The sequence below is a fragment of the Streptosporangium album genome (genome assembly GCF_014203795.1).
Classification (GTDB): Bacteria; Actinomycetota; Actinomycetes; order Streptosporangiales; family Streptosporangiaceae; genus Streptosporangium; species Streptosporangium album.
Genome location: NZ_JACHJU010000002.1, coordinates 920718 through 939963, shown reverse-complemented (window position 1 = coordinate 939963; position 19246 = coordinate 920718). Strand labels below are relative to the sequence as shown.

Below are 19246 nucleotides of genomic sequence, written 5' to 3'. Positions count from 1 at the left end.
CGTCGTTTCCGCGCAGGACCGCCCAGTCGCCTATCGTCTCGCGCGGGCCGGCCGCCGTTTCTTGACCGGACCACCCAGGCCAAGCCAGCTTAGGCCCCGCGCCACCGGTCCGGGGCCACGCGCCGCCAGAGCTTCACGCGCGCCGGGCTCATGTTTGGCGAAGGCCAGCAGCATCCCCAGCGCGGCGAGCGTCGACAACAGCGCCGACCCACCGTAGGAGACCAGCGGCAGCGGGATGCCGGTGATGGGCAGCACCCCGATGACGGCCCCGATGTTGACGAGCGCCTGACCGACGATCCAGGCGACCGCGGCGACCGCGGCGAGCCGGACGAACGGGTCCTTGACCCGGCTGGCCACCCGCAGGCCCGCATAGCCGAGCAGGCCGAACAGAGCCACCACGACCAGGGTGCCCATCAGGCCGAGCTCCTCACCGAGGATGGAGAAGATGAAGTCGCTCTCGGCGTGCGGGGTCCAGCTCCACTTCTGCCGGCTGGAGCCCAGGCCGAGCCCGAACCAGCCGCCGCTGCCCATCCCGATCTTCCCCTGGACCAGCTGGTATCCCGCGCCCTGCGCGGTGCCCTGCGGGTTGAGCCAGCCCTCGATGCGCTCCGAACGGTAGCCCTCAGAGCTGATCATCGTGATGGCGGCCAGCACGATGACCGAGAGGATGCCGCCGAACAGCTTCAGCGGGGCGCCCACGACCCAGAGCAGGGCCAGAAAGATCATCATCAGGACCAGGGTGGTGCCGAGGTCGCTGCCCAGCATCACCAGGACGGCCATGATCGCCAGACCCGGCATGAGGGGGATCAGCAGCCTGCGCCACTCGATCTGCCCGGCACGCGCCCCTCTGGCCAGGAGGTCGGCGCCCCACACCACCAGGGCGAGCTTGGCCGGCTCCGACGGCTGGACGGTGAGCTCGCCGATGTAGATCCAGCGTTGGCCGCCCTGTTCCGACGCGCCGATGAAGAGCACCAGGACCAGGCCCAGAGCGGCGAAGGCCATCAGCGGGTAACCCGCCAGCCGGAAGAACCTGATGGGCAGCCGGGAGCAGATCCACATCAGCAGGAGTCCCAATGTCATCGAGACGAGCTGCCGGCCGAAGAGCGCGAACGCCGACTGTCTCGTCTGGAGCGCCTCAATGCTCGACGCGGACAGCACCATCATCAGCCCCAGGGCCATCAGCAGCGCGCTGACTCCGAGGAGGAGATGGTAGGAGAAGAGAGGCCGTGCCAGCAGCTCGCGCACGCGGGCGAGGCGGCCGTTGAAGGAGTCGAAGTCCGGCGCTCGATCGGTCTCGGCGGTCGTCATCCGTCCCTCCGCTCCGGGCCGCACGTCATGATCATGCTTCCCCGGCGCCGTGCCGCGATCCGTCCAGGCGCGCCAGAACGGCCTGGGCGAAGGCTCTCCCCCGTGCTCCGTAGTTGGGGAACATGTCCAGGGACGCTCCGGCCGGAGCCAGCAGCACGGTGTCTCCGGGAAGGGCGAGCCTCGCGGCTTCGGTGACGACGCGGTCCATGACCCCAGTGTCTTGGTCGGCCACCTCTACCACCGGGACATTCTCGGCGTGTCGCGCCAGAGCCTGCCGAATTCGCTCACGATCGACGCCTAGGAGCACCGCGCCGCGCAGCCGGGGCGCGGCCCGCCGTACCAGCTCGTCCACGTCGGCGCCCTTGAGCTGTCCTCCGGCGATCCAGACGATCGAGGGGTAGGCCGCGAGCGACGCCGCCGCGGCGTGCGGGTTGGTGGCCTTGGAGTCGTCCACGTAGTCGACCTCGCCGACCCGGGCGATCTGCGCCATCCGGTGCGGGTCGGGGACGAACTCCAGCAGGCCCTGCCGTACGGCCTCGGCGGGCACCCCGTAGGAGCGGGCCAGGGCGGCGGCGGCCAGGGCGTTGGCCACGTTGTGCGGCGCGAACGGCCGGATGTCGGCGAACGAGGCCAGCTCGGTGGCGTTGCGCACCGGGTCGGCCACGAACGCCCTGTCCACCAGCAGGTCCTCGACCACGCCGATCTGGCCGGGTGCCGGCACGCCGAGGGTGAAGCCCACCTTGCGCGTGCCCCCGTCGTACGGCGCGGCCAGGCGGGCCGCCCACTCGTCGTCGGCGTTGTGGACGACCGTCCCCGCCCGGGCGAAGATCTCTCCCTTGACCCGGGCGTACTCCTCCATGGAGCCGTGCCAGTCGAGGTGGTCGGGGGCGACGTTGAGGACGGCGGCGGTGTGCGGGGCGAGGCTGGGCGAGCGGTGGAGCTGGAAACTGGACAGCTCCACCGCCAGTACGTCGGCGGGCCCGGTGACGGCCTCCACGATGGGGGCGCCGACGTTGCCGACCGCCAGCGCCCGGTGCCCGGCGGCGGTCAGCATCGAGGTGAGCATCCGGACCGCGGTGGTCTTGCCGTTGGTGCCGGTCAGCGCCAGCCAGGGCGCGGCGTCCGCCGGGCGGAGCCGCCAGGCCAGCTCGACCTCGCCGATCACCTCCACCCCGGCCTTGGCCGCCGCGACGAGCAGCGGGTGGTGCGGCGGCCAGCCGGTGGCGACGACGAGGGAGGTGCCGGCGGGCAGCTCGGCCGGTTCGCCGAAGCGGACCTCCACTCCGATCTCGGCCAGCTCCGCGGCTGTCGCCCTGGCCCGCTCCCCGTCCCGGCCCTCCAGGACGACCACCTCTTCGCCCCGGGCGGCCATCGCGCGGGCGGCGGCCGTACCGGAGACGCCGAGACCGGCGACGCAGATCACGCGCTCACCTCAGCCGGCCGCACGGCCGAAGACACCGCACTCACGATTTGGGCATCCATTCGATGTAGAACAGCCCGAGGCCGGCGGCGGCGCAGAGGCTGGCGAGAAGCCAGAATCGGACCACGATCGTCGTCTCCGCCCACCCCGACAGCTCGAAGTGGTGCTGGAGTGGAGCCATCTTGAAGACCCGTTTGCCGGTCATCTTGAAGAAGCCGACCTGGATGATCACCGAGAGCGTGATGATCACGCACATCCCGGCCAGGATCACCAGCAGGAGCTGCGTGCGGGTGGTGATGGCCAGGCCGGCGATCACACCGCCCAGGGCCAGCGAACCGGTGTCACCCATGAAGATCTTGGCGGGCGGGGCGTTCCACCACAGGAAGCCGATCAGCGCGCCGAGCACGGCGGCGGCGACCACGGCCAGGTCCAGCGGGTCGCGGACCCAGTAGCAGTTGGGGCCGAGCTGGGTGGTGCAGTTGTTGCGGAGCTGCCAGTTGCCGATCAGCACATAGGAGGCCAGCACCACGCCGGTGGCGCCGCTGGCGAGGCCGTCGAGACCGTCGGTCAGGTTCACCGCGTTGGAGAAGCCCACGATCATGATCAGCACCCAGATGGTGAATCCGACGATGCCGATGGACGGACCGAAGTCCCGCAGGAACGACAGCCGGGTCTCGGCCGGGGTGATCAGGTAGTTGTTCGGGAAGCGGGTCACCAGGACCGCGAAGACCGCGCCGATGACGAGCTGGCCCAGGGCCTTGGCACCGCTGCGCAGACCGAGGCTCCGCTGCTTGTAGATCTTGATGAAGTCGTCGAGGAAACCGACCGCCCCCAGGCCCACCATCAGGAACAGCACCAGGACCGCGGAGACGGTGGGCTCGGTCCAGGTGACCAGATGGGCACAGGCGAACCCGGCCAGCGCCGCGATCACGATCACGGTGCCACCCATGGTGGGGGTGCCGCGCTTGTCATGGTGTCCGGAGGGCCCCTCCTCCCGGATGCTCTGGCCGTAGCCGCGCCGGGAGAACAGGCGGATCGCCAGCGGCGTGCCGAACATGGACAGGAACAGACCCACCGCCGCCGCGATGAGGATCTCCATCATCGGCGATCACTCCCGAGCAGCGTCTCGGCCACGCGCTCCAGCCCGGCGGCGCGCGGCCCCTTGACCAGCACCACGTCGCCGGGGGCCAGGAGCGCCGACAGCGCGGCGCCCGCCGCCTCGGCGTCGGCCACATGCGTGATCGGCGTGACGGCCGGAGCGCCGTCCACGGCGGCACGGGCCCCGGCCAGGACGGGGGCGGCGTCGGGCCCGACGACGAAGAGGCCCGCGAGACCCGCGCCTCCCGCCAGGCGGCCCATGCCCTCGTTCAGAGCGACGCTCTCCTCGCCCAGCTCGCGCAGGGCGGCGATGACCGCGAAGCGGCGGCGCCCGCCCGCGAGGGCGTCGAGGGCGCCGAAGGCGGCCCGCATGGAGTCGGGGTTGGCGTTGTAGGCGTCGTTGATCACGGTGACGCCGTCCTGCCGGTCGGTGACCTCCATCCGCCATCGGCTGCGGGGTTCGGCCTCCGACAGCTCCTCGGCGATGGTGGCGACCGGCAGACCCAGCTCGTAGGCGGCCGCCGCGGCGGCGAGCGCGTTCTCCACGGCGTGCTCGCCGTACAGGCGGAGCCCGACCGGCGCGGCACCGGACGGGGTGCGCAGCGTGAAGGCGGCCCGGCCGCGCTCGTCGAGGGTCACGCCCTCCGCCCGCACTGCGGCGGACTCGGCGCGGCCGTACCAGGTGATCCGGGCGTCGGTGCGGTGGGCCATCGCGGCCACCAGCGGGTCGTCGGCGTTGAGCACGGCCACGCCGTCGGCGGGCAGCGCCTCGACCAGCTCGCCCTTGGCCTGGGCGATCGCCTCCTTGCCGCCGAAGACGCCCAGATGGGCGGTGCCGACGTTGAGCACCACACCGATCTTGGGTGGGGCGACACGGGCAAGGTGGGCGATGTCGCCCGCGTATCTGGCGCTGAGCTCCAGCACCAGGTAGCGGGTGGCCTCGTCGGCCTTCAGCACCGTGAGCGGGTGGCCGATCTCGTTGTTGAACGAGCCGGCCGGGGCGACCGTCGGACCGATCCTGGCGGTGAGGCGGGCCAGCAGGTCCTTGGTGGTGGTCTTGCCCGCGGATCCGGTCACGCCGATGACGGTGACCGACGGCAGCTGGGCGCAGACCGCGGTGGCCAGGGTGGCCAGGGCGGTCACGGTGTCGCCGACGACGATCACGGGGGCGTCGACGGGTCTGGACGCCAGCACGGCGACGGCCCCGGCCTCGACGGCCTGGGCGGCGAAGTCGTGCCCGTCGACCCGGTCACCCTTGATCGCGACGAACAACGACCCCGGCTCGACGGCGCGGGAGTCGATGACGACCGGACCGCGTACGACCGCACGGGGATCGGCCATACCAGCGAGGGCGCCCGAGGTGATCTCGGCGATCCTGGCCAGCGGCAACGGGATCATGATGCGTCTTACCTACTCTCCATACGTGTCTTCGGGGCCCGTCCGGTTGCGCCGTCTGACGATCGCGTCGGCCACCACTTGCCTGTCGTCGAACGGGAGCACTTCGTCTCCGACGTACTGGCCCTGCTCGTGACCCTTGCCGGCCACGACGACGACGTCGCCGGGGCCCGCCCGGCCGATCGCCAGGTCGATGGCCGCAGCCCGGTCCGGCTCAATGATCACATGCGCGCGCTCATGCTGAGACACGCCGAGGACTCCGTTCATCATCTCGGCGAGGATCCGCAGCGGGTCCTCCGAGCGAGGATTGTCACTGGTGAGGATGGCCACATCCGCCAACCGCGCGGCGGCCTCCCCCATCATCGGGCGTTTGCCCCGGTCACGGTCGCCGCCGCAGCCCAGCACCACGGTCAGCTTGCCGGTCGTGATCCGGCGCAGGGCGCGGAGCACCGCCTCCACCGCCCCGGGTTTGTGCGAGTAGTCGACGATGGCCTGGAAGTCCTGACCGCCGGACACCCGCTCCATCCGGCCGGGCACACCGGTCAGCGTACCGACGCCGGCCACCGCGGTCCGCAGCGGCACCCCGGCCTCCACGAGGGAGACGATCGCGCCGAGCGCGTTGGCGACGTTGAACGGGCCGGGCAGGGCCACCGTCGCCTTCTCCTCGACGCCGCCGGGACCGACCACGCGGAAGGAACTGCCGTCGCCGCCGAGGCGCACGTCGACGGCCCGCCAGTCGGCTTCGAGGGCGCCCTCGGCGGAGAAGGTGGTCATCGGGATCTTGCTCAGGCCGAGAAGCTCACGCCCGTGGGCGTCGTCGATGTTGACGACGCCGGCGCGGCTCATCTCGGGCGTGAACAGCCGGACCTTCGTCGCGAAGTAGTCGTCGAGGTCCTTGTGGAAGTCCAGGTGGTCCTGGGAGAGGTTGGTGAACAGCGCGACGTCGTAGAAGACCCCGTCGACGCGGCCCAGTGCCAGCGCGTGGCTGGAGACCTCCATCGCGGCCGCCGTGACGCCGTGCTCGCGCATGAGGGCGAACATGCCCTGCAGGTCGCTGGCCTCCGGTGTGGTCAGTTTGGGCACGGAGCGCAGCTCGCCGACGTGGATCTCCACGCCGCCGATCAATCCCGCCTTGTGTCCGGCGGCCCGCAGCCCGGCCTCCAGGAGGAAGCTGGTGGTGGACTTGCCGCTGGTGCCGGTGACGCCGATGATCATTATATCCGCGGCCGGCCGGCCGTACACCCAGGCCGAGACCTGGCCGAGCACGCGGCGCGGGTCCGGCACGACGAGGACCGGCAGGCCGGTCGCCACGGCGGCCTGCCTGCCCGCCTCGTCCGTCAGGATGGCGCTGGCCCCGGCGGCGAGGGCCTGCGCGGAGAAGTCGGCGCCGTGGGAGGTGGCCCCCGACAGCGCGACGTAGAGATCTCCGCGCTGGACCTGGCGCGAATCGATGGTGATCCCGGACACCGCGGCCAGCGGCGCTCGCGACGTGCCGGAAGGCGCGCCGAGCAGGCTCGCTAGCCCCGAGAGTGGACGGGGTGAACTGGTTGAAGGTCGCATGGACGACGGGGGACGCACGGCGAGAGCGTACCCTCCCTCATCGCTCCCCGGCGCGTATCGGCACAGAGGAGGGTGTCGTTCCAGTGGGCGGGATCTTCTTGCTCTTCAACGCGAACGTCATCACTTTCTTGAAGACCGGGGCGGCGATCTCCCCACCGTAGTAGCCCTTGTGGGGGTCCTGAACGACCGCCAGGACGACCAGGCGGGGCTTGTCCGCCGGGGCGAAACCAACGAATGTCGAGGTGTATCCGCAGTATCCCTGACACTTGACGTCGTAGCGCATCGCGGTGCCCGTCTTCCCGGCGACCCGGTAGCCGTCGATGGCCGCGAGATTACCGGTCCCCTCCGCGCTGACGGCCGCCTCCAGCATCCCGGTGATCTCCCCGGCCGTGCGCTCGCTGACCACCCGGGTCCGCTTGCCCGGCGCGGACGGCACGAACGCGCCGTTCTCGGCGGTGGTGCCGGCCACGATCTGCGGGGTGATGCGGGTCCCGCCGTTGGCGATGGTCTGGTAGACGCTGGCGGTCTGGAGCGCGGTCACCGAGACGCCCTGGCCGTAGGCGATCGTGCAGCGCTGGCTGCCCGACCACTTCTGCCAGTCCGGCAGGAGCCCCGCCTCCTCGCCGAGGAGGCCGGTGCCCGGCCTGGTGCCGAACCCGAAGCGCTGAAGCATCTCGTGGAGTTTCTGGTCGCCGACCTTCTGTGAGGCGAGGATCGTGCCGACGTTGCTGGAGGTCGCGACCACGCCGGAGAAGGTCAGGCGCTCCATGGGGTGCGGGTGGGAGTCCCTCAGCACCTGGTCGGCGCACCTGATGTTGTCGTTGACCTTGAACACGGTCTCCGGCCGCACGGCCCCCGACTCCAGGGCGGCCGCCGCGGTGATGACCTTGTTGGTGCTGCCCGGCTCGAACACGTCCGTCACCGAGCGGTTGACCCAGTTCTCGGGGGCGGTCTTCGACCAGTTCTTCAGGTCGAGCTCGGGCGCGTTGGCCATGGCGACCACCTGACCGGTGGGCACGTCGATCACGATGGCGCTGCCGGTGCGCGCGCCGGTGGCCGCGACCTGGTCGGTGATCGCCTTCTGGGCGGCCCACTGGATGTCGCGGTCGATGGTGAGCCGCACGTCCCTGCCCTCCACGGGCGCCTTGAGGCTGCTGCGGGTCATCGGGATGCGCTGCCCGCCGCGGCCTGTCTCGACGAACTGCTCGCCGTCGCGGCCGGCGAGCAGTTCGTCATAGGTGCTCTCCAGCCCGCTCAGGCCCGTGCCGTCGGCGCCGACGAAGCCCAGCAGGGTGCCCGCCAGGTCACCGCCCGGGTAGTCGCGCCGGTAGACGTGCTTGCTCCCGACCCCCACGAGCCTGGGCTTGCGGTCCATGATCCGCTGGGCGACGGACGGCTCGACGGCGGCGGCCACCTGCTGGTAGCGGCTGGCGCTGTTGACGAGCTTGGCCGCGATCTGCTCCTTGGGCTGGTTCAGTTCGGCGGCCAGGACCGTGGCCACCTCGTCGCGCTTGCCCGGGGTGATCTCCGAAGGGTCGACGAAGATCTCGCGCGCCTCCAGGGTCAGCGCGAGCTCGTGCCCGTTGACATCGGTGATCGAGCCCCGTCGCGCGGTCAGCTTCTCGCTCTGGACCCGCTGCTTGGCCGCCTGCGCGGCGTAGACCTTGGAGTCCAGGCCCTGGAGCTGGATCAGCCGGCCGGCGAAGATGGTCAGCACGAAGGTCATCGCGATCAGGCCGATGTTGATCCGCCTGCCGGGGTTGCCCAGACGCAGCACCGCCGGCGGGCGCACCGGCGGCCGGGGCGGTCTGCCCCCCGCCCCGCTCCTGCCCGGCGTGCGGCCGGGATCGGCCGGTCGGCCGCTCCCGCGTCCCGCTCCGCTGCGGCCCCGCTCCGGGGGTGCCTGCGGAGCGTCCGGCCGCGGGGAACTGCGCGGCCTGCGCGGCCTGCGCGGCGTCTCCGGGCCCGACGACCTGCCGGACCTCCCCGTGCCTTCGGGACGGGCGGATCTGCCCGCCGCCGGAGGACCACCCGATCTGGCGGGACCGTCGGAACGCTGCCTGCCCGCCCCGGCGGAACCACGGGCCTTGCCCGAGGCGCCGGACCTCCCCGAAGCACCGGACGTGCCTTGCGGGCCGGACTTACCTGAAGATCCGGACTTGTCTGCTTTCGGAGCCCCGGCCTTGCCCGGGCCCGCCGGACCGCCCTGCCTTCCGGCCCCGTCCGAGCGGCCTGGTGCGCCCTGCCCCTCGGAGCCGGACGGCCTGCCGGGACCGCCGGTGCCGTCGGGTCTGCCCGAGCCCTCCGGGCGGGCGGGCCTGCCGGAGGGACCCGGCTTCCCCGCCGCGTCCGGGCCGTTCGGCTTGCCGGCACGGCCGGGCCCTCCCGGGGCCCGGCGGCCGGATCCTCCGGCGGATCCGTTGCCGGAGCCGCCACGGCCGGGTCCCCGGCCGCCGGTCTCTCTCACCGGCCCGTGCCCGGCACTCGCTCCTGTCCGGTGGGCGTCTGGCCTTCACTGGCGACCCGGCTGCCGTTGGAACGGTCAGGGGTGATGGCCCTGACCTTGTTCCAGTCGGGCCCCTGCCCCTGGTTCACGGAGTTACGGGAGAGCGCGTTGGGCTGCTCCAGCAGCATGTTGTCGTACTTCAGCTCCTCCTTCTGCTGGCGGAGCTTGTCATTGGCCCTGGTGAGCTCATCCGCCTTGAAGGAGTCCTGATTGAGGACGGTGTTCAGCAGCAGCAGGCTGATCAGGCCGCCGCAGAGCAGGCCCACCACGAGCAGCACGAAAGGAGCGCGCGGCGTGCGGCCCCGCCGGGCCGCCGGGGCTGCGGCGCCGGTGACCGGCACGGTCCTGGCCGGCCTGGTCCTGCGTGCCTGCGGCGTCGCGCGGGGGACGCGCGCAGGTCGTCCACCGCGGCTCGGCGCGGTGCGGACGTCTGAATCACTCCTCGTCAACTGCCTCACGGATCCTCTCTGCTGCCCGACACCGGGCAGAGGCCGCCCGCGGGTTGCGGGCCACCTCTTCTTCGCTCGGAAGTTCGGCTCCCCTTGTCAACAGGGCGAACCGCGGCTGGTGAGCCGGCAACGGGACGGGCAGCCCCGGTGGGCCGGTCTCCCTGACGCGTGCCGCCAGAACCTGCTTGGTCAGCCGGTCCTCAAGGGAGTGGTAGGCGAGCACGACCACGCGCCCGCCAAGCGTCAGCGCGTCGAGCGCGGCGGGCAGCGCGCGTTCCAGTGCCGTCAACTCCGCGTTCACCTCGATCCGCAACGCCTGAAAAGTCCTTTTGGCGGGGTTTCCCCCGGTTCGTCGGGTAGCGGCAGGGATCGCCGTACGGACGATCTCCGCAAGCCGCTTAGTCGACGTTATGGCCTCGTTGCCCCGTTCCTTGATGATTAGGCGTGCGACACGCGGGGCGAATCGCTCTTCGCCGTAATCGCGGAGAATCCGGATGAGTTCGGCGGCCGAGTAGGTGTTCACGACGACCTCGGCCGTCAGCTCCTGATCGCGGTCCATCCGCATGTCCAGCGGAGCGTCGTAGGAGTAGGCGAAGCCGCGCTCGGCCTCGTCGAGCTGGGGCGAGGAGACGCCCAGGTCGAACAGGACGGCGTTGACCCGGGGTCGGCCGGCCTCCGCCAGCACCTCGGCCAGCTCGTCGGAGACCGCGCGGACCAGGGTGATCCGGTCGGCGTACGGCGCCAGCCGGGCCGTCGAGCGCTCGATCGCGGTGGGGTCGCGGTCGATCCCGATCAGATGCAGCGAGGGGTGGGCGGCCAGCAGGGCCTCGGCGTGACCGCCGAGGCCCAGGTTGGCGTCGACCGCGACGGGGTCGGGACCCGCGAGCGCGGGAGCCAGGAGCTCAAGCACTCGGTCGAGCATCACGGGCACGTGGCCGCCCGGGGCCTGAAAATCACGCATGTCGTTCTCGGCGCGCATGAAGCGCAAACCCCCCTCTTGCCGCCGCGCTCGCGGATGCGCGGCGGGCGTTCACCGGTGTCCCTGCTGGCCCCCACCCCCGGGCCGTCCGGCCAGGTCCCCATCCGCACCCACGTGTCCGCCCGTCACCTGACACCGGGGAAGGTGCATCAGCTGACGTGCATGATGGTTGCGGGTGGAGACCTCGCCGAACGACGTTTTCACCGATGAGTCGACCGTGAAGTCACAGAATCCCTGGCAGCACCTCCTCCGACAGATCGGCAAAAGCCTGCTCTTGGTCGGCCAGATAGGTGTCCCACGCGTGTGCGTCCCAGATCTCCAGCCGTGTGTTGGCTCCGATGACCGTGCAGTCACGGCGCAGGCTGGCATACTCACGCAGAGCCTGCGGAATGGTGACCCGGCCTTGTTTGTCGGCGACCTCGTCAGACGCGCTGGCGAAGAAGACACGGCTGTAATCGCGGACCGCCTTGGCGGTCACCGGCGCTGTGCGCAGGGCCTCGGTTATGCGCTGGAACTCCTCTACGGGAAAGACGTAGAGGCAGCGCTCCTGGCCTTTGGTGATCACCAGACCCTCCGCCAGCTCCTCGCGGTACTTCGCCGGCAGGAACAGCCGTCCCTTGTCATCGAGACGCGGATGATGAGTGCCGAGGAACACCGGCCCCACCTCCCGTGCCTAGCGGAGCGCCTGGCGCTGTAGCCCCTGCTCTCCACTGCGCACCACCATACTCCACTTCTCTCCACCGTCAACTGATTCCGCCCGCCCGAACAGCCGACTCCGGCGATATTTCCCCAGGTCAATATGGGTGGAGCGGAGTGGAGGGGGGACGCGTCCCCGGGACGTGCTGGGCGTGTCGAGAAGGACCCTGATGGCCGAGTGATTACGGAATCGACTGACCGGCAGTGACGGGGGGTGAAAAATTGAGCACCCTACGGACTTGTCACGAGATCAGTACATCTGTCGCACAAAAACGCCATGATCAGAGCAGACACTATGGCTGTTCACCCGGAATGCCCCTTAATGCCCGCATAGAGTCGCCCGAGAAGGCACGGCGTCGTAGTGTCGGTACTCACAATGGAAAGGGACCGCAAAGGTCCCGAAAACACGCACCCCCGGCGCGAAACCGCCGCACCTTCATGGAGGCCTGGTGGCAGTAACCCATGACGTCTCACCTCGGCTCGATGATCTGGTCGTCACGGCGCACCGGATCCGTCAGGCGATCGAGTCCGTGATCGAAGGCAAAGGCGACGTCATCCGCCTGACCTTGACCGTTCTCCTCGCCGAGGGACATCTACTCATCGAAGATGTTCCCGGAGTGGGCAAGACCATGCTCGCCAAGGCCCTGGCACGATCCATCGACTGCCCGGTACGCCGGGTGCAGTTCACCCCGGACCTGCTGCCCAGCGACATCACAGGGGTGAGCGCGTACAACCAGCAGACCAGGGAGTTCGAGTTCAAGCCCGGCCCGGTGTTCGCCAACATCGTGGTGGGCGACGAGATCAACCGGGCCTCGCCGAAGACGCAGTCGGCTCTGCTGGAGTGCATGGAGGAGCACCAGGTCACCGTCGACGGCACGACCTACCGGCTGGACAGCCCGTTCATGGTGATCGCCACCCAGAACCCCATCGAGATGGAGGGCACCTATCCCCTCCCCGAGGCGCAGCGCGACCGCTTCACGGCCCGGATCGCGATGGGCTACCCGGAGCCCATGGCCGAGCTGGAGATGCTCGACGTGCACGGCGCCGCCTCCCCTCTGGACAAGCTGGAGCCGGTGGCGACCACCGCCGAGGTCCGGGCGCTGATCGAGGCGGTGCGCGCGGTCTACGTCTCACAGTCGATCAGGAAGTACGCCATCGACCTGGTGACCGCCACCCGCCAAAGCCCCGACCTGCGACTCGGCGCCTCCCCGCGTTCGACCCTGCAGCTGGTCCGCGCGGCGCGGGCGCATGCCGCGCTCTCCGGCCGCGACTATGTCATCCCCGACGATCTGCAGGAGCTGTGCCTGCCCGTCCTCGCCCACCGGTTGCTGCCCAGCGTCGAGGCCCAGGGCCAGCGCCGCACACCCGAGCAGGTGATGGCCGAGCTGGTCCGCCGGGTGCCTGTGCCCGAGACACAAGGCAAGTGATGTCCGGCCTCAAGGCGCTCACCGCCCGTGGCCGGTCGTTCCTCGCATCCGGCGTCGCGGCGCTGGTGTGCGCCTTCGTCCTCGGGGAACACGACCTGCTCAGGATCGGGGTGCTGATCGTCTCCCTGCCGCTGCTGGCGGCCATGGTGGTGGCCCGCACCCGTTACCGGCTGAGCTGCGCGCGGCGCCTGGATCCCCCTCGGGCGGAGGTGGGCAGCGAGGCCACCGTGACGCTGCGGCTGGAGAACGTGACCCGGCTGCCGACCGGCCTGCTGATGATCGAGGACACCGTCCCCTACGCACTGGGGGCACGGCCCAGATTCGTCCTGGACCGGGTGGAGTCGCACGGCATCCGGGAGATCGACTACCGGGTCCGGTCCGACCTGCGCGGGCGCTTCGGAATCGGCCCGCTCACCATCCGGATCGCCGACCCGTTCGGCCTGGTCGAACTGACCAGGTCGTTCAGCATCAGCGACACGCTCATGGTGACGCCCCAGGTCGTGGCGCTCCCGCACGTCCGCCTCTCCGGCGAGTGGACGGGCGGGGGCGACAGCCGTACCAGGAGTGTGGCGGCCGCGGGTGACGACGACATCGCACCGCGGGAGTACCGGCAGGGCGACGACCTGCGGCGCGTGCACTGGCGCTCGACCGCCCGGTACGGCGAGCTGATGGTGCGGCGCGAGGAGCAGCAGTGGCAGAGCCGGGGTGCCCTGCTGCTGGACACCCGCCGATACGCCCACCGCGGTGAGGGTCCTCGCTCGTCGTTCGAGGTGGCGGTCTCGGCCGCGGCCTCGATCGGCGTCCATCTGGCGCGTGAGGGGCTCGGCCTGCGCCTGGTCACCGACCAGGGTGCCGAGCACCTCACCGACACCGGGCTGAGCTGGTCGCTGCTGGACACCCTCTCCGTGGTGCGCACCAGCTCGGCACGGTCGCTGGAGTACGGCGTGAACGCGCTGCGGCAGGGCGGCGGCGACGGCCTGATCGTGGCGGTCCTCGGCGGGGTCGACGTGGCCCAGGCCCAGGCACTGGCCAGGCTGAGACACGGCAACGTGACCGGCGTGGCCGTGATGCTGGACGTGGCGGGCTGGGAGCGGCCCGAGCTCGGCCAGAACGAGGAGTACCAGGCGGCGCAGGCGATCCTCGCCGGGACGGGCTGGCGCATCGTGCGGCTGCCCGCGGGCACCTCGATCGCGAGTGTGTGGCCGGATGCCGCGCAGCGCGGGCGATTCACACTCAGTGGGGGCGGCTCATGAGACTTCCCATAGCGGCGGGCGCGGCCACGGGAGCGGTCGCGATCGCGCTCTACCCGCTGTTTCAGGGGGGCAGCTGGTTCTGGGCATGCCTGGGGATCATCCTGGCGGTCACCGGAGTCGGCATGCTGGGCACCCGCTACACCCTGCCGAACTGGCTGGTACCGCCGGCCCAGCTTCTCGTGGTGTGGATCTACCTGACGGCGGTGTTCACCGGCGGCAAGGCGTGGGCGGGGCTGGTCCCCACCCTGGAGTCGGTCATCGGGCTGGCGAAGCTGCTGGCCACCGGTTTCGCCGACATCCAGCGATACGCCGCGCCGGTGCCGGCCAACACCGGCATCACCCTGCTGGCCTGCGGCGGCGTCGGCCTGATCGCGATCATCGTCGACCTGCTGGCCTCCCGGCTGCGCCGGGCCGCGCTCGCCGGACTGCCGCTGCTGGCACTGTTCACCGTCCCGGCCGCGGTGATCTCCGAGCCGATCAGCTGGCCGGCGTTCATCATCGCGGCCCTGGGCTACCTGGGACTGCTGGCCGCCGACGGGCGCGAGCGGATCAACCACTGGGGCCGGGCGGTGCTGGTGCGCCGCACCCCGTCCTTCGTCGCCCCGAAGCCCGCCTCCGACGCCGGGAACCTGCGGCTGTCGGGCAGGCGCATCGGCCTCACGGCGATCGTGCTGGCCATTCTGCTGCCCATGCTGCTGCCCACGCTGGAGCCGAACCCGCTTTTCAACTTCGGCGTGGGCAACGGCAAGGGCCGGGGCGGCAACTCGATCAGCATCCCGAACCCGATAGCCAACCTGCGGGGACGGCTGTCGCTGCCGGACAACTCCACCGTGCTGACCTACACGGTCAACGACGGCGCGCCACGCTACCTGCGGCTGTACGCGCTGGACGTCTTCGACGGCGAGCAGTGGACCATGACGGGCCCGCAGGGTCGTCCCGAGGACCGGGTCTCCGAGGGTCCGCTTCCGCCGCCCCCCGGCCAGGCCGCCGGCCTGGCCGTCACGCAGGCGACCACCAGGATCAAGGTGAGCGAGCAGGTCAGGGACATGGAATTCCTGCCGCTGCCCTACCCCGCCGGCCAGGTCCGGATCGAAGGAGACTGGCGGGCCGACCGGGACACGCTCATGGTCTTCTCCACCGAGGACACCGCCGAAGGCCTGAGCTACGAGGTCACCACCAACGAGCCCAAGCCGACACCGGAGACCCTCAAGGCGTCGGCCCCCGCGCAGGTCGGCGGACGGTACCTGCAGCTGCCGGAGAACCTTCCCCGGGAGATCGGGGAACTGGCCAGGCGGGTGACGGAGCGGGACTCCAGCCCCTTCGAGCAGGCGATCCAGCTCCAGGACTTCTTCACCAAGAAGGGCGGATTCACCTACACCCTGTCGACCCAGGGGAACAGCGGGCCGGCGCTGACGGACTTCATGATCCGAAACCGGTCCGGGTACTGCGAGCAGTTCGCCACCTCGATGGCGGTGCTGGCACGGATCCTGGGCATCCCGTCCCGGGTCGCCATCGGCTACACCGGCGGCAGCTACGTCTCCGGGGAGTGGCAGGTGCGCACGCATGATTCCCATGCCTGGCCCGAACTCTACTTCGAGGGCACCGGATGGCTGAGGTTCGAGCCCACCCCCGGCGGCAGCACGGGGCAGAGCAGTGCGACGGTGCCGTCCTACACCCGGCCGCAGGCCGCGCCGGTCGATGACGGCGAGGCCGGCTCGACCCCGGCCCCGGACTCGACCGGAGCCGACCTGCCGGGCGGAACGGCCCGCGACCGCCGGGACCTGTTGCTCGATCGCGAGTTCGGCGGGGTGCCGCTCGCGGTGGACGAGGGCATGCCCCTGGTGGGGCGGATCGGTATCGGGGTCGTCGTCGCGTTGCTGATCGCGCTGATCCCCGGGATGCTCCGCTGGGAGCTGCGCGCCCGGCGGCGCCGGTCCTACTCCCGGGAGGTGAACGCCCCGGCCGGCCCGGAGCCCACCGGTGTCAAGGGAGTCAGGGCCGACCGGCGGGAGTCACCGGCGGTGAGCGCGGCATGGGCGGAGCTCGACGACGCGTTGTACGACTACGGCATGGCGCGGCAGCCGAGCGAGAGTCCCCGAGCGCTGGCCCGGCGGCTCACCGAGCAGTGCGGGTTCGACGCGGAGGCCTCGGCCGCGATGGCCAGGATCACCACGGCGGTGGAGCGGATGCTCTTCGCCCGCACCGCGGGCGAGATCGGCTCGCTGCCCGAGGATCTCCGCCGGGTACGGCGGGCACTGGCGGCCACGGTGACACGGGGCAGGCGGATCCGCGCGGTCTTCCTGCCGCCCTCGACCATCCTGCGGGCACGCCGCCTGGGGACGCGGATGCTGGACGGCTTCGACCGGTTGGAGAACCTCCGGCTCCGCCGACCGGCACGCAGGGACGCCTGAGGGCGCGGGCTCCGGGACCGGGGGAAGGCCGGATCGATCCTGAGTGGGCCGTCTCCGGCGGAGACGGCCCACTCAGGATCGGGGTCCCGCCACCGCGAAAGGGGCGGGACCTTCCCGCTAGCGCTCGTCGTGACGGCGGCGCCAGCGCTCTTCCATGCGCTCCATGAAGCTCTGCCGGGAGCCGCCACGGCGCCCGCCCTTGCTCGGCTGTCCGGACGGTGAGGCGGTGGCCTCACCGAACCCGTTCATCCGCTTCCAACTGGACAGACCCCACAGACATGCGGCGAGCATGATCACAAAACCGCCGACACCCAACGGGATGCCCAGCGGGATGTTGTTGATCACGACGCCGACCATCAACAGGACGATGCCCAGGACGAAGCCGATGGAGGCCTTTACCAGGCGGCGCTTGTAGTGGCTGCGTGGATCACTGATCCTCACGGTGTTGGCCCATTTAGGGTCCTCAGCGTAGAGGGCCTGCTCGATCTGGTCGAGCAGGCGCTGCTCGTGATCAGAGAGCGGCACGGCGCCTCCCAAGGACAGCCCCAGGACGGGGAAGACGGTGACGAACGACACGGGGTGTCCGAACCTCGCGGTCGGTTATCCCCAGAATACGAGGCTGTAGACGTAGACGAAAGAAAACGTCCAACGTAGTCCAAACCGGAGGAGGCGTCATGGGTCTATTTCACCAAATGGTGGGCGAACAAGCGACGCCGGGAGCACCGCATCGCGGCCGAATCTCCGGGCAGCTCTGTCCATCGCCTGTTCGGCCTCCCGCCAGCCCGACTCCCGCTCCCCCAGACCGAGCTGCCGGGGCGTCTCGCCGGCCGGACGCAGGCTCTCCACCCGCACTCCGACCAGGCGGAGCCGGACTTTCTCCAGGCCGGCGGCGGCGTAGAGATCGCAGGCGGTCGCGTAGAGCACCTGGGCGACGTCCGTGGGCTCTCGGAGCGTCCGGGACCGGGAGATGGTGCTGAAATCGGCCCGGCGGAGTTTCACGCTGACCGTGCGGCCGACGTGGCCGCCCTCCCTGAGCCTGGCGGCGACCCGTTCGGAGAGGCGGAGCAGCTCTCTGCGGATCTTCACGGGATCGTCCACATCTGTGGCGAATGTCTCTTCGGCCCCGATGCTCTTGTCGGGCACGTGCGGGGTCACCGGGCGCTCGTCGCGGCCCCAGGCGAGTGCGGCCAGATGGGCGCCGGCGGCCTGGCCGAGCTGGTGTTGCAGGGTGGCGAGCGGGATGGCCGCGAGATCACCGACGGTCCTGACACCCAACCGGACCAGAGACTGCTCTGTGCGCTCCCCTACGCCCCACAGTGCCCCTACCGGGAGGGGGTGAAGGAAATCCACCACCTTGTCCACCGGAACGACCAGAAGGCCGTCTGGCTTGCAGTGCTGGGACGCGAGTTTGGCGACGAACTTGCTGTTCGCGACCCCGACGGAACAGGTGATCCCCTGCTCCCGCGCGACCCGCTCACGGATCATCGCGGCGATGGCGGCCGACGGGCCGAGCCTCTTGCGCGCCCCGCCGACGTCGAGGAACGCCTCGTCGGAGGCGATCGGCTCCACCTCGGGGGTGAACGTGTGGAAGATCTCCATCACACCTCGCGACACCTCGGCGTACTTTCCCCGGCTGGGAGGGATGATCACCGCCTGAGGGCAGAGCCGGCGGGCCCGGGTCATGGGCATGGCCGAGTGCACCCCGAATCTCCGGGCCTCGTAGGTGGCGCTGAGCACCACGCCGCGCGCGCCGGGCGCGCCGATGATAACGGGCGAGCCCACGAGCTCCGGGCGCTCGCGCAGCTCAACGCCGGCGTAGAACGCGTCCATGTCGACGTGGAGGATCGGGCAGCCGGTGTCGTCGTCGCCCAGATCGGACTTCGGGCGCGGCATCTGCTGCTTCCTCGACACGGCACCATCCTATGAGAACACGCGTTCGATGCAAGCCTCACCGGTGGCCGAGGACGTGCAACTGGGTGGCGATGTCCCGGAGCACGGGATGGGCGGCCGCCGCCTGTTCCAGGGCGACCAGGGCACGTGCGGCCCCCGGCTCGCCGTCGAGCAACCGGCTGGGCACCAGGTCGGCGAAGATCCGCACACCGTGGACCTCGCCGAGAGCGAAGCCGGTCACGGTGAGAAGTCGCGCCAGGGCCTCCCGGGTGAAACGCCGGGGGGTGGGGTCACGGTCGCCCCAGCGCCCCTCGGGGTCGTCCAGCACCTGACGGGCCTCGTCGAACCGGCCCGCGATCGAGCGGTGCAGCGCGGCGGCGAGCGGGTTGGCGGCCAGCACACTGATCGCCCCGCCCTCACGCAGCAGCGCGGCCATGGCCGTCAGCGCACTGGCCGGATCCTCCACGTACTCCAGCACGCTGTGGCAGAGAACCAGGTCGGCGCAGTCGGCGGGGAGCAGCTCCCCCAGGTCGGCGGCGTCACCCTGCAGCGCGCGCACCCCCACACCCGCCTCCGCGGCGCGGCGCTCCAGCGCGGCCAGCGAGTCGGGGCTGGGATCGACGACCGTTACGGAGTGCCCGAGTTCGGCCAGCGGAACGGCGAAGCCTCCCGTGCCGCCTCCCGCGTCGACGATGTCGAGGCGGTCACGCCCGGTGGCGGACACCCTTTCGGCCAGCACTGCCCGCAGGACGTCCCAGACGACGGCGGTGCGGACCGCCGGAGTGCCTGCCTGCCGCGAGATGCCTACGGCGTGCAACTTCAGATCGCCTCCTATTTCGGGTGACGAGCCCAGC

General features: G+C 70.8%; 15 protein-coding genes. 3 read left to right on the top strand and 12 right to left on the bottom strand.

Annotation, left to right across the window (positions count from 1 at the left end):
- Positions 1 to 30: 30 nt before the first annotated feature.
- The 9 genes from ftsW to mraZ form a co-directional block, all read right to left on the bottom strand.
- Entirely contained in the window at positions 31 to 1308 is a 1278-nt protein-coding gene (gene ftsW / locus FHR32_RS28170) for a putative lipid II flippase FtsW (RefSeq protein WP_184757537.1), read from the bottom strand.
- Between the two features lie 31 nt (positions 1309 to 1339).
- Positions 1340 to 2731: a UDP-N-acetylmuramoyl-L-alanine--D-glutamate ligase gene (gene murD, locus FHR32_RS28165; protein ID WP_184757536.1), complete on the bottom strand. Its 1392-nt coding sequence runs from the start codon at positions 2729 to 2731 to the stop codon at positions 1340 to 1342.
- 40 nt (positions 2732 to 2771) lie between these two features.
- Complete coding sequence (gene mraY / locus FHR32_RS28160) at positions 2772 to 3830, bottom strand: phospho-N-acetylmuramoyl-pentapeptide-transferase (RefSeq protein WP_184757535.1); 1059 nt, start codon at positions 3828 to 3830, stop codon at positions 2772 to 2774.
- Positions 3827 to 5224 carry a UDP-N-acetylmuramoyl-tripeptide--D-alanyl-D-alanine ligase gene (locus FHR32_RS28155; RefSeq protein ID WP_184757534.1) on the bottom strand — a complete coding sequence of 466 codons (1398 nt, stop codon included), beginning with the start codon at positions 5222 to 5224 and terminating at the stop codon, positions 3827 to 3829. The genes mraY and FHR32_RS28155 overlap by 4 nt, the downstream gene beginning before the upstream one ends.
- A gap of 12 nt (positions 5225 to 5236) precedes the next feature.
- On the bottom strand, positions 5237 to 6781 hold the full coding sequence (locus FHR32_RS28150; protein WP_184757533.1) for a UDP-N-acetylmuramoyl-L-alanyl-D-glutamate--2,6-diaminopimelate ligase: 1545 nt from the start codon (positions 6779 to 6781) through the stop codon (positions 5237 to 5239).
- 37 nt (positions 6782 to 6818) lie between these two features.
- Complete coding sequence (locus tag FHR32_RS28145; RefSeq protein ID WP_446696840.1) at positions 6819 to 8558, bottom strand: peptidoglycan D,D-transpeptidase FtsI family protein; 1740 nt, start codon at positions 8556 to 8558, stop codon at positions 6819 to 6821.
- Positions 8559 to 9244: 686 nt separating this feature from the next.
- Positions 9245 to 9736: a cell division protein FtsL gene (gene ftsL, locus FHR32_RS28140; RefSeq protein WP_184757531.1), complete on the bottom strand. Its 492-nt coding sequence runs from the start codon at positions 9734 to 9736 to the stop codon at positions 9245 to 9247.
- Positions 9723 to 10715, bottom strand: a complete 993-nt coding sequence (gene rsmH, locus FHR32_RS28135) for a 16S rRNA (cytosine(1402)-N(4))-methyltransferase RsmH (protein WP_184757530.1) — start codon at positions 10713 to 10715, stop codon at positions 9723 to 9725. Before rsmH ends, ftsL begins: the two co-directional genes overlap by 14 nt.
- A 223-nt stretch (positions 10716 to 10938) precedes the next feature.
- On the bottom strand, positions 10939 to 11370 hold the full coding sequence (mraZ, locus tag FHR32_RS28130) for a division/cell wall cluster transcriptional repressor MraZ (RefSeq protein ID WP_012889563.1): 432 nt from the start codon (positions 11368 to 11370) through the stop codon (positions 10939 to 10941).
- Between the two features lie 490 nt (positions 11371 to 11860).
- Between mraZ and FHR32_RS28125 the strand changes: the two genes are divergently transcribed.
- Genes FHR32_RS28125 through FHR32_RS28115 form a run of 3 tightly spaced genes read left to right on the top strand, consistent with a single transcriptional unit; the run spans position 11861 to position 16502 of the window.
- Positions 11861 to 12838, top strand: coding sequence for an AAA family ATPase (locus tag FHR32_RS28125; RefSeq protein WP_184757529.1), 978 nt, complete (start codon positions 11861 to 11863; stop codon positions 12836 to 12838).
- Complete coding sequence (locus FHR32_RS28120; RefSeq protein WP_221466240.1) at positions 12838 to 14091, top strand: DUF58 domain-containing protein; 1254 nt, start codon at positions 12838 to 12840, stop codon at positions 14089 to 14091. The genes FHR32_RS28125 and FHR32_RS28120 overlap by 1 nt, the downstream gene beginning before the upstream one ends.
- On the top strand, positions 14088 to 16502 hold the full coding sequence (locus FHR32_RS28115) for a transglutaminase TgpA family protein (protein ID WP_184757527.1): 2415 nt from the start codon (positions 14088 to 14090) through the stop codon (positions 16500 to 16502). Before FHR32_RS28120 ends, FHR32_RS28115 begins: the two co-directional genes overlap by 4 nt.
- 117 nt (positions 16503 to 16619) lie before the next feature.
- Here the strand turns inward: FHR32_RS28115 and FHR32_RS28110 are convergent, their stop codons facing one another.
- From FHR32_RS28110 to FHR32_RS28100, 3 genes are all read right to left on the bottom strand, one after another.
- Complete coding sequence (locus FHR32_RS28110) at positions 16620 to 17027, bottom strand: SCO2097 family morphological protein (protein ID WP_184757869.1); 408 nt, start codon at positions 17025 to 17027, stop codon at positions 16620 to 16622.
- A gap of 147 nt (positions 17028 to 17174) precedes the next feature.
- Positions 17175 to 18395 (bottom strand): DNA polymerase IV, encoded by a 1221-nt coding sequence (gene dinB, locus FHR32_RS28105; protein WP_184757868.1) that lies wholly within the window; start codon positions 18393 to 18395, stop codon positions 17175 to 17177.
- A 55-nt stretch (positions 18396 to 18450) separates the two neighbouring features.
- On the bottom strand, positions 18451 to 19209 hold the full coding sequence (locus FHR32_RS28100) for a class I SAM-dependent methyltransferase (RefSeq protein ID WP_184757526.1): 759 nt from the start codon (positions 19207 to 19209) through the stop codon (positions 18451 to 18453).
- Positions 19210 to 19246 lie beyond the last annotated feature (37 nt).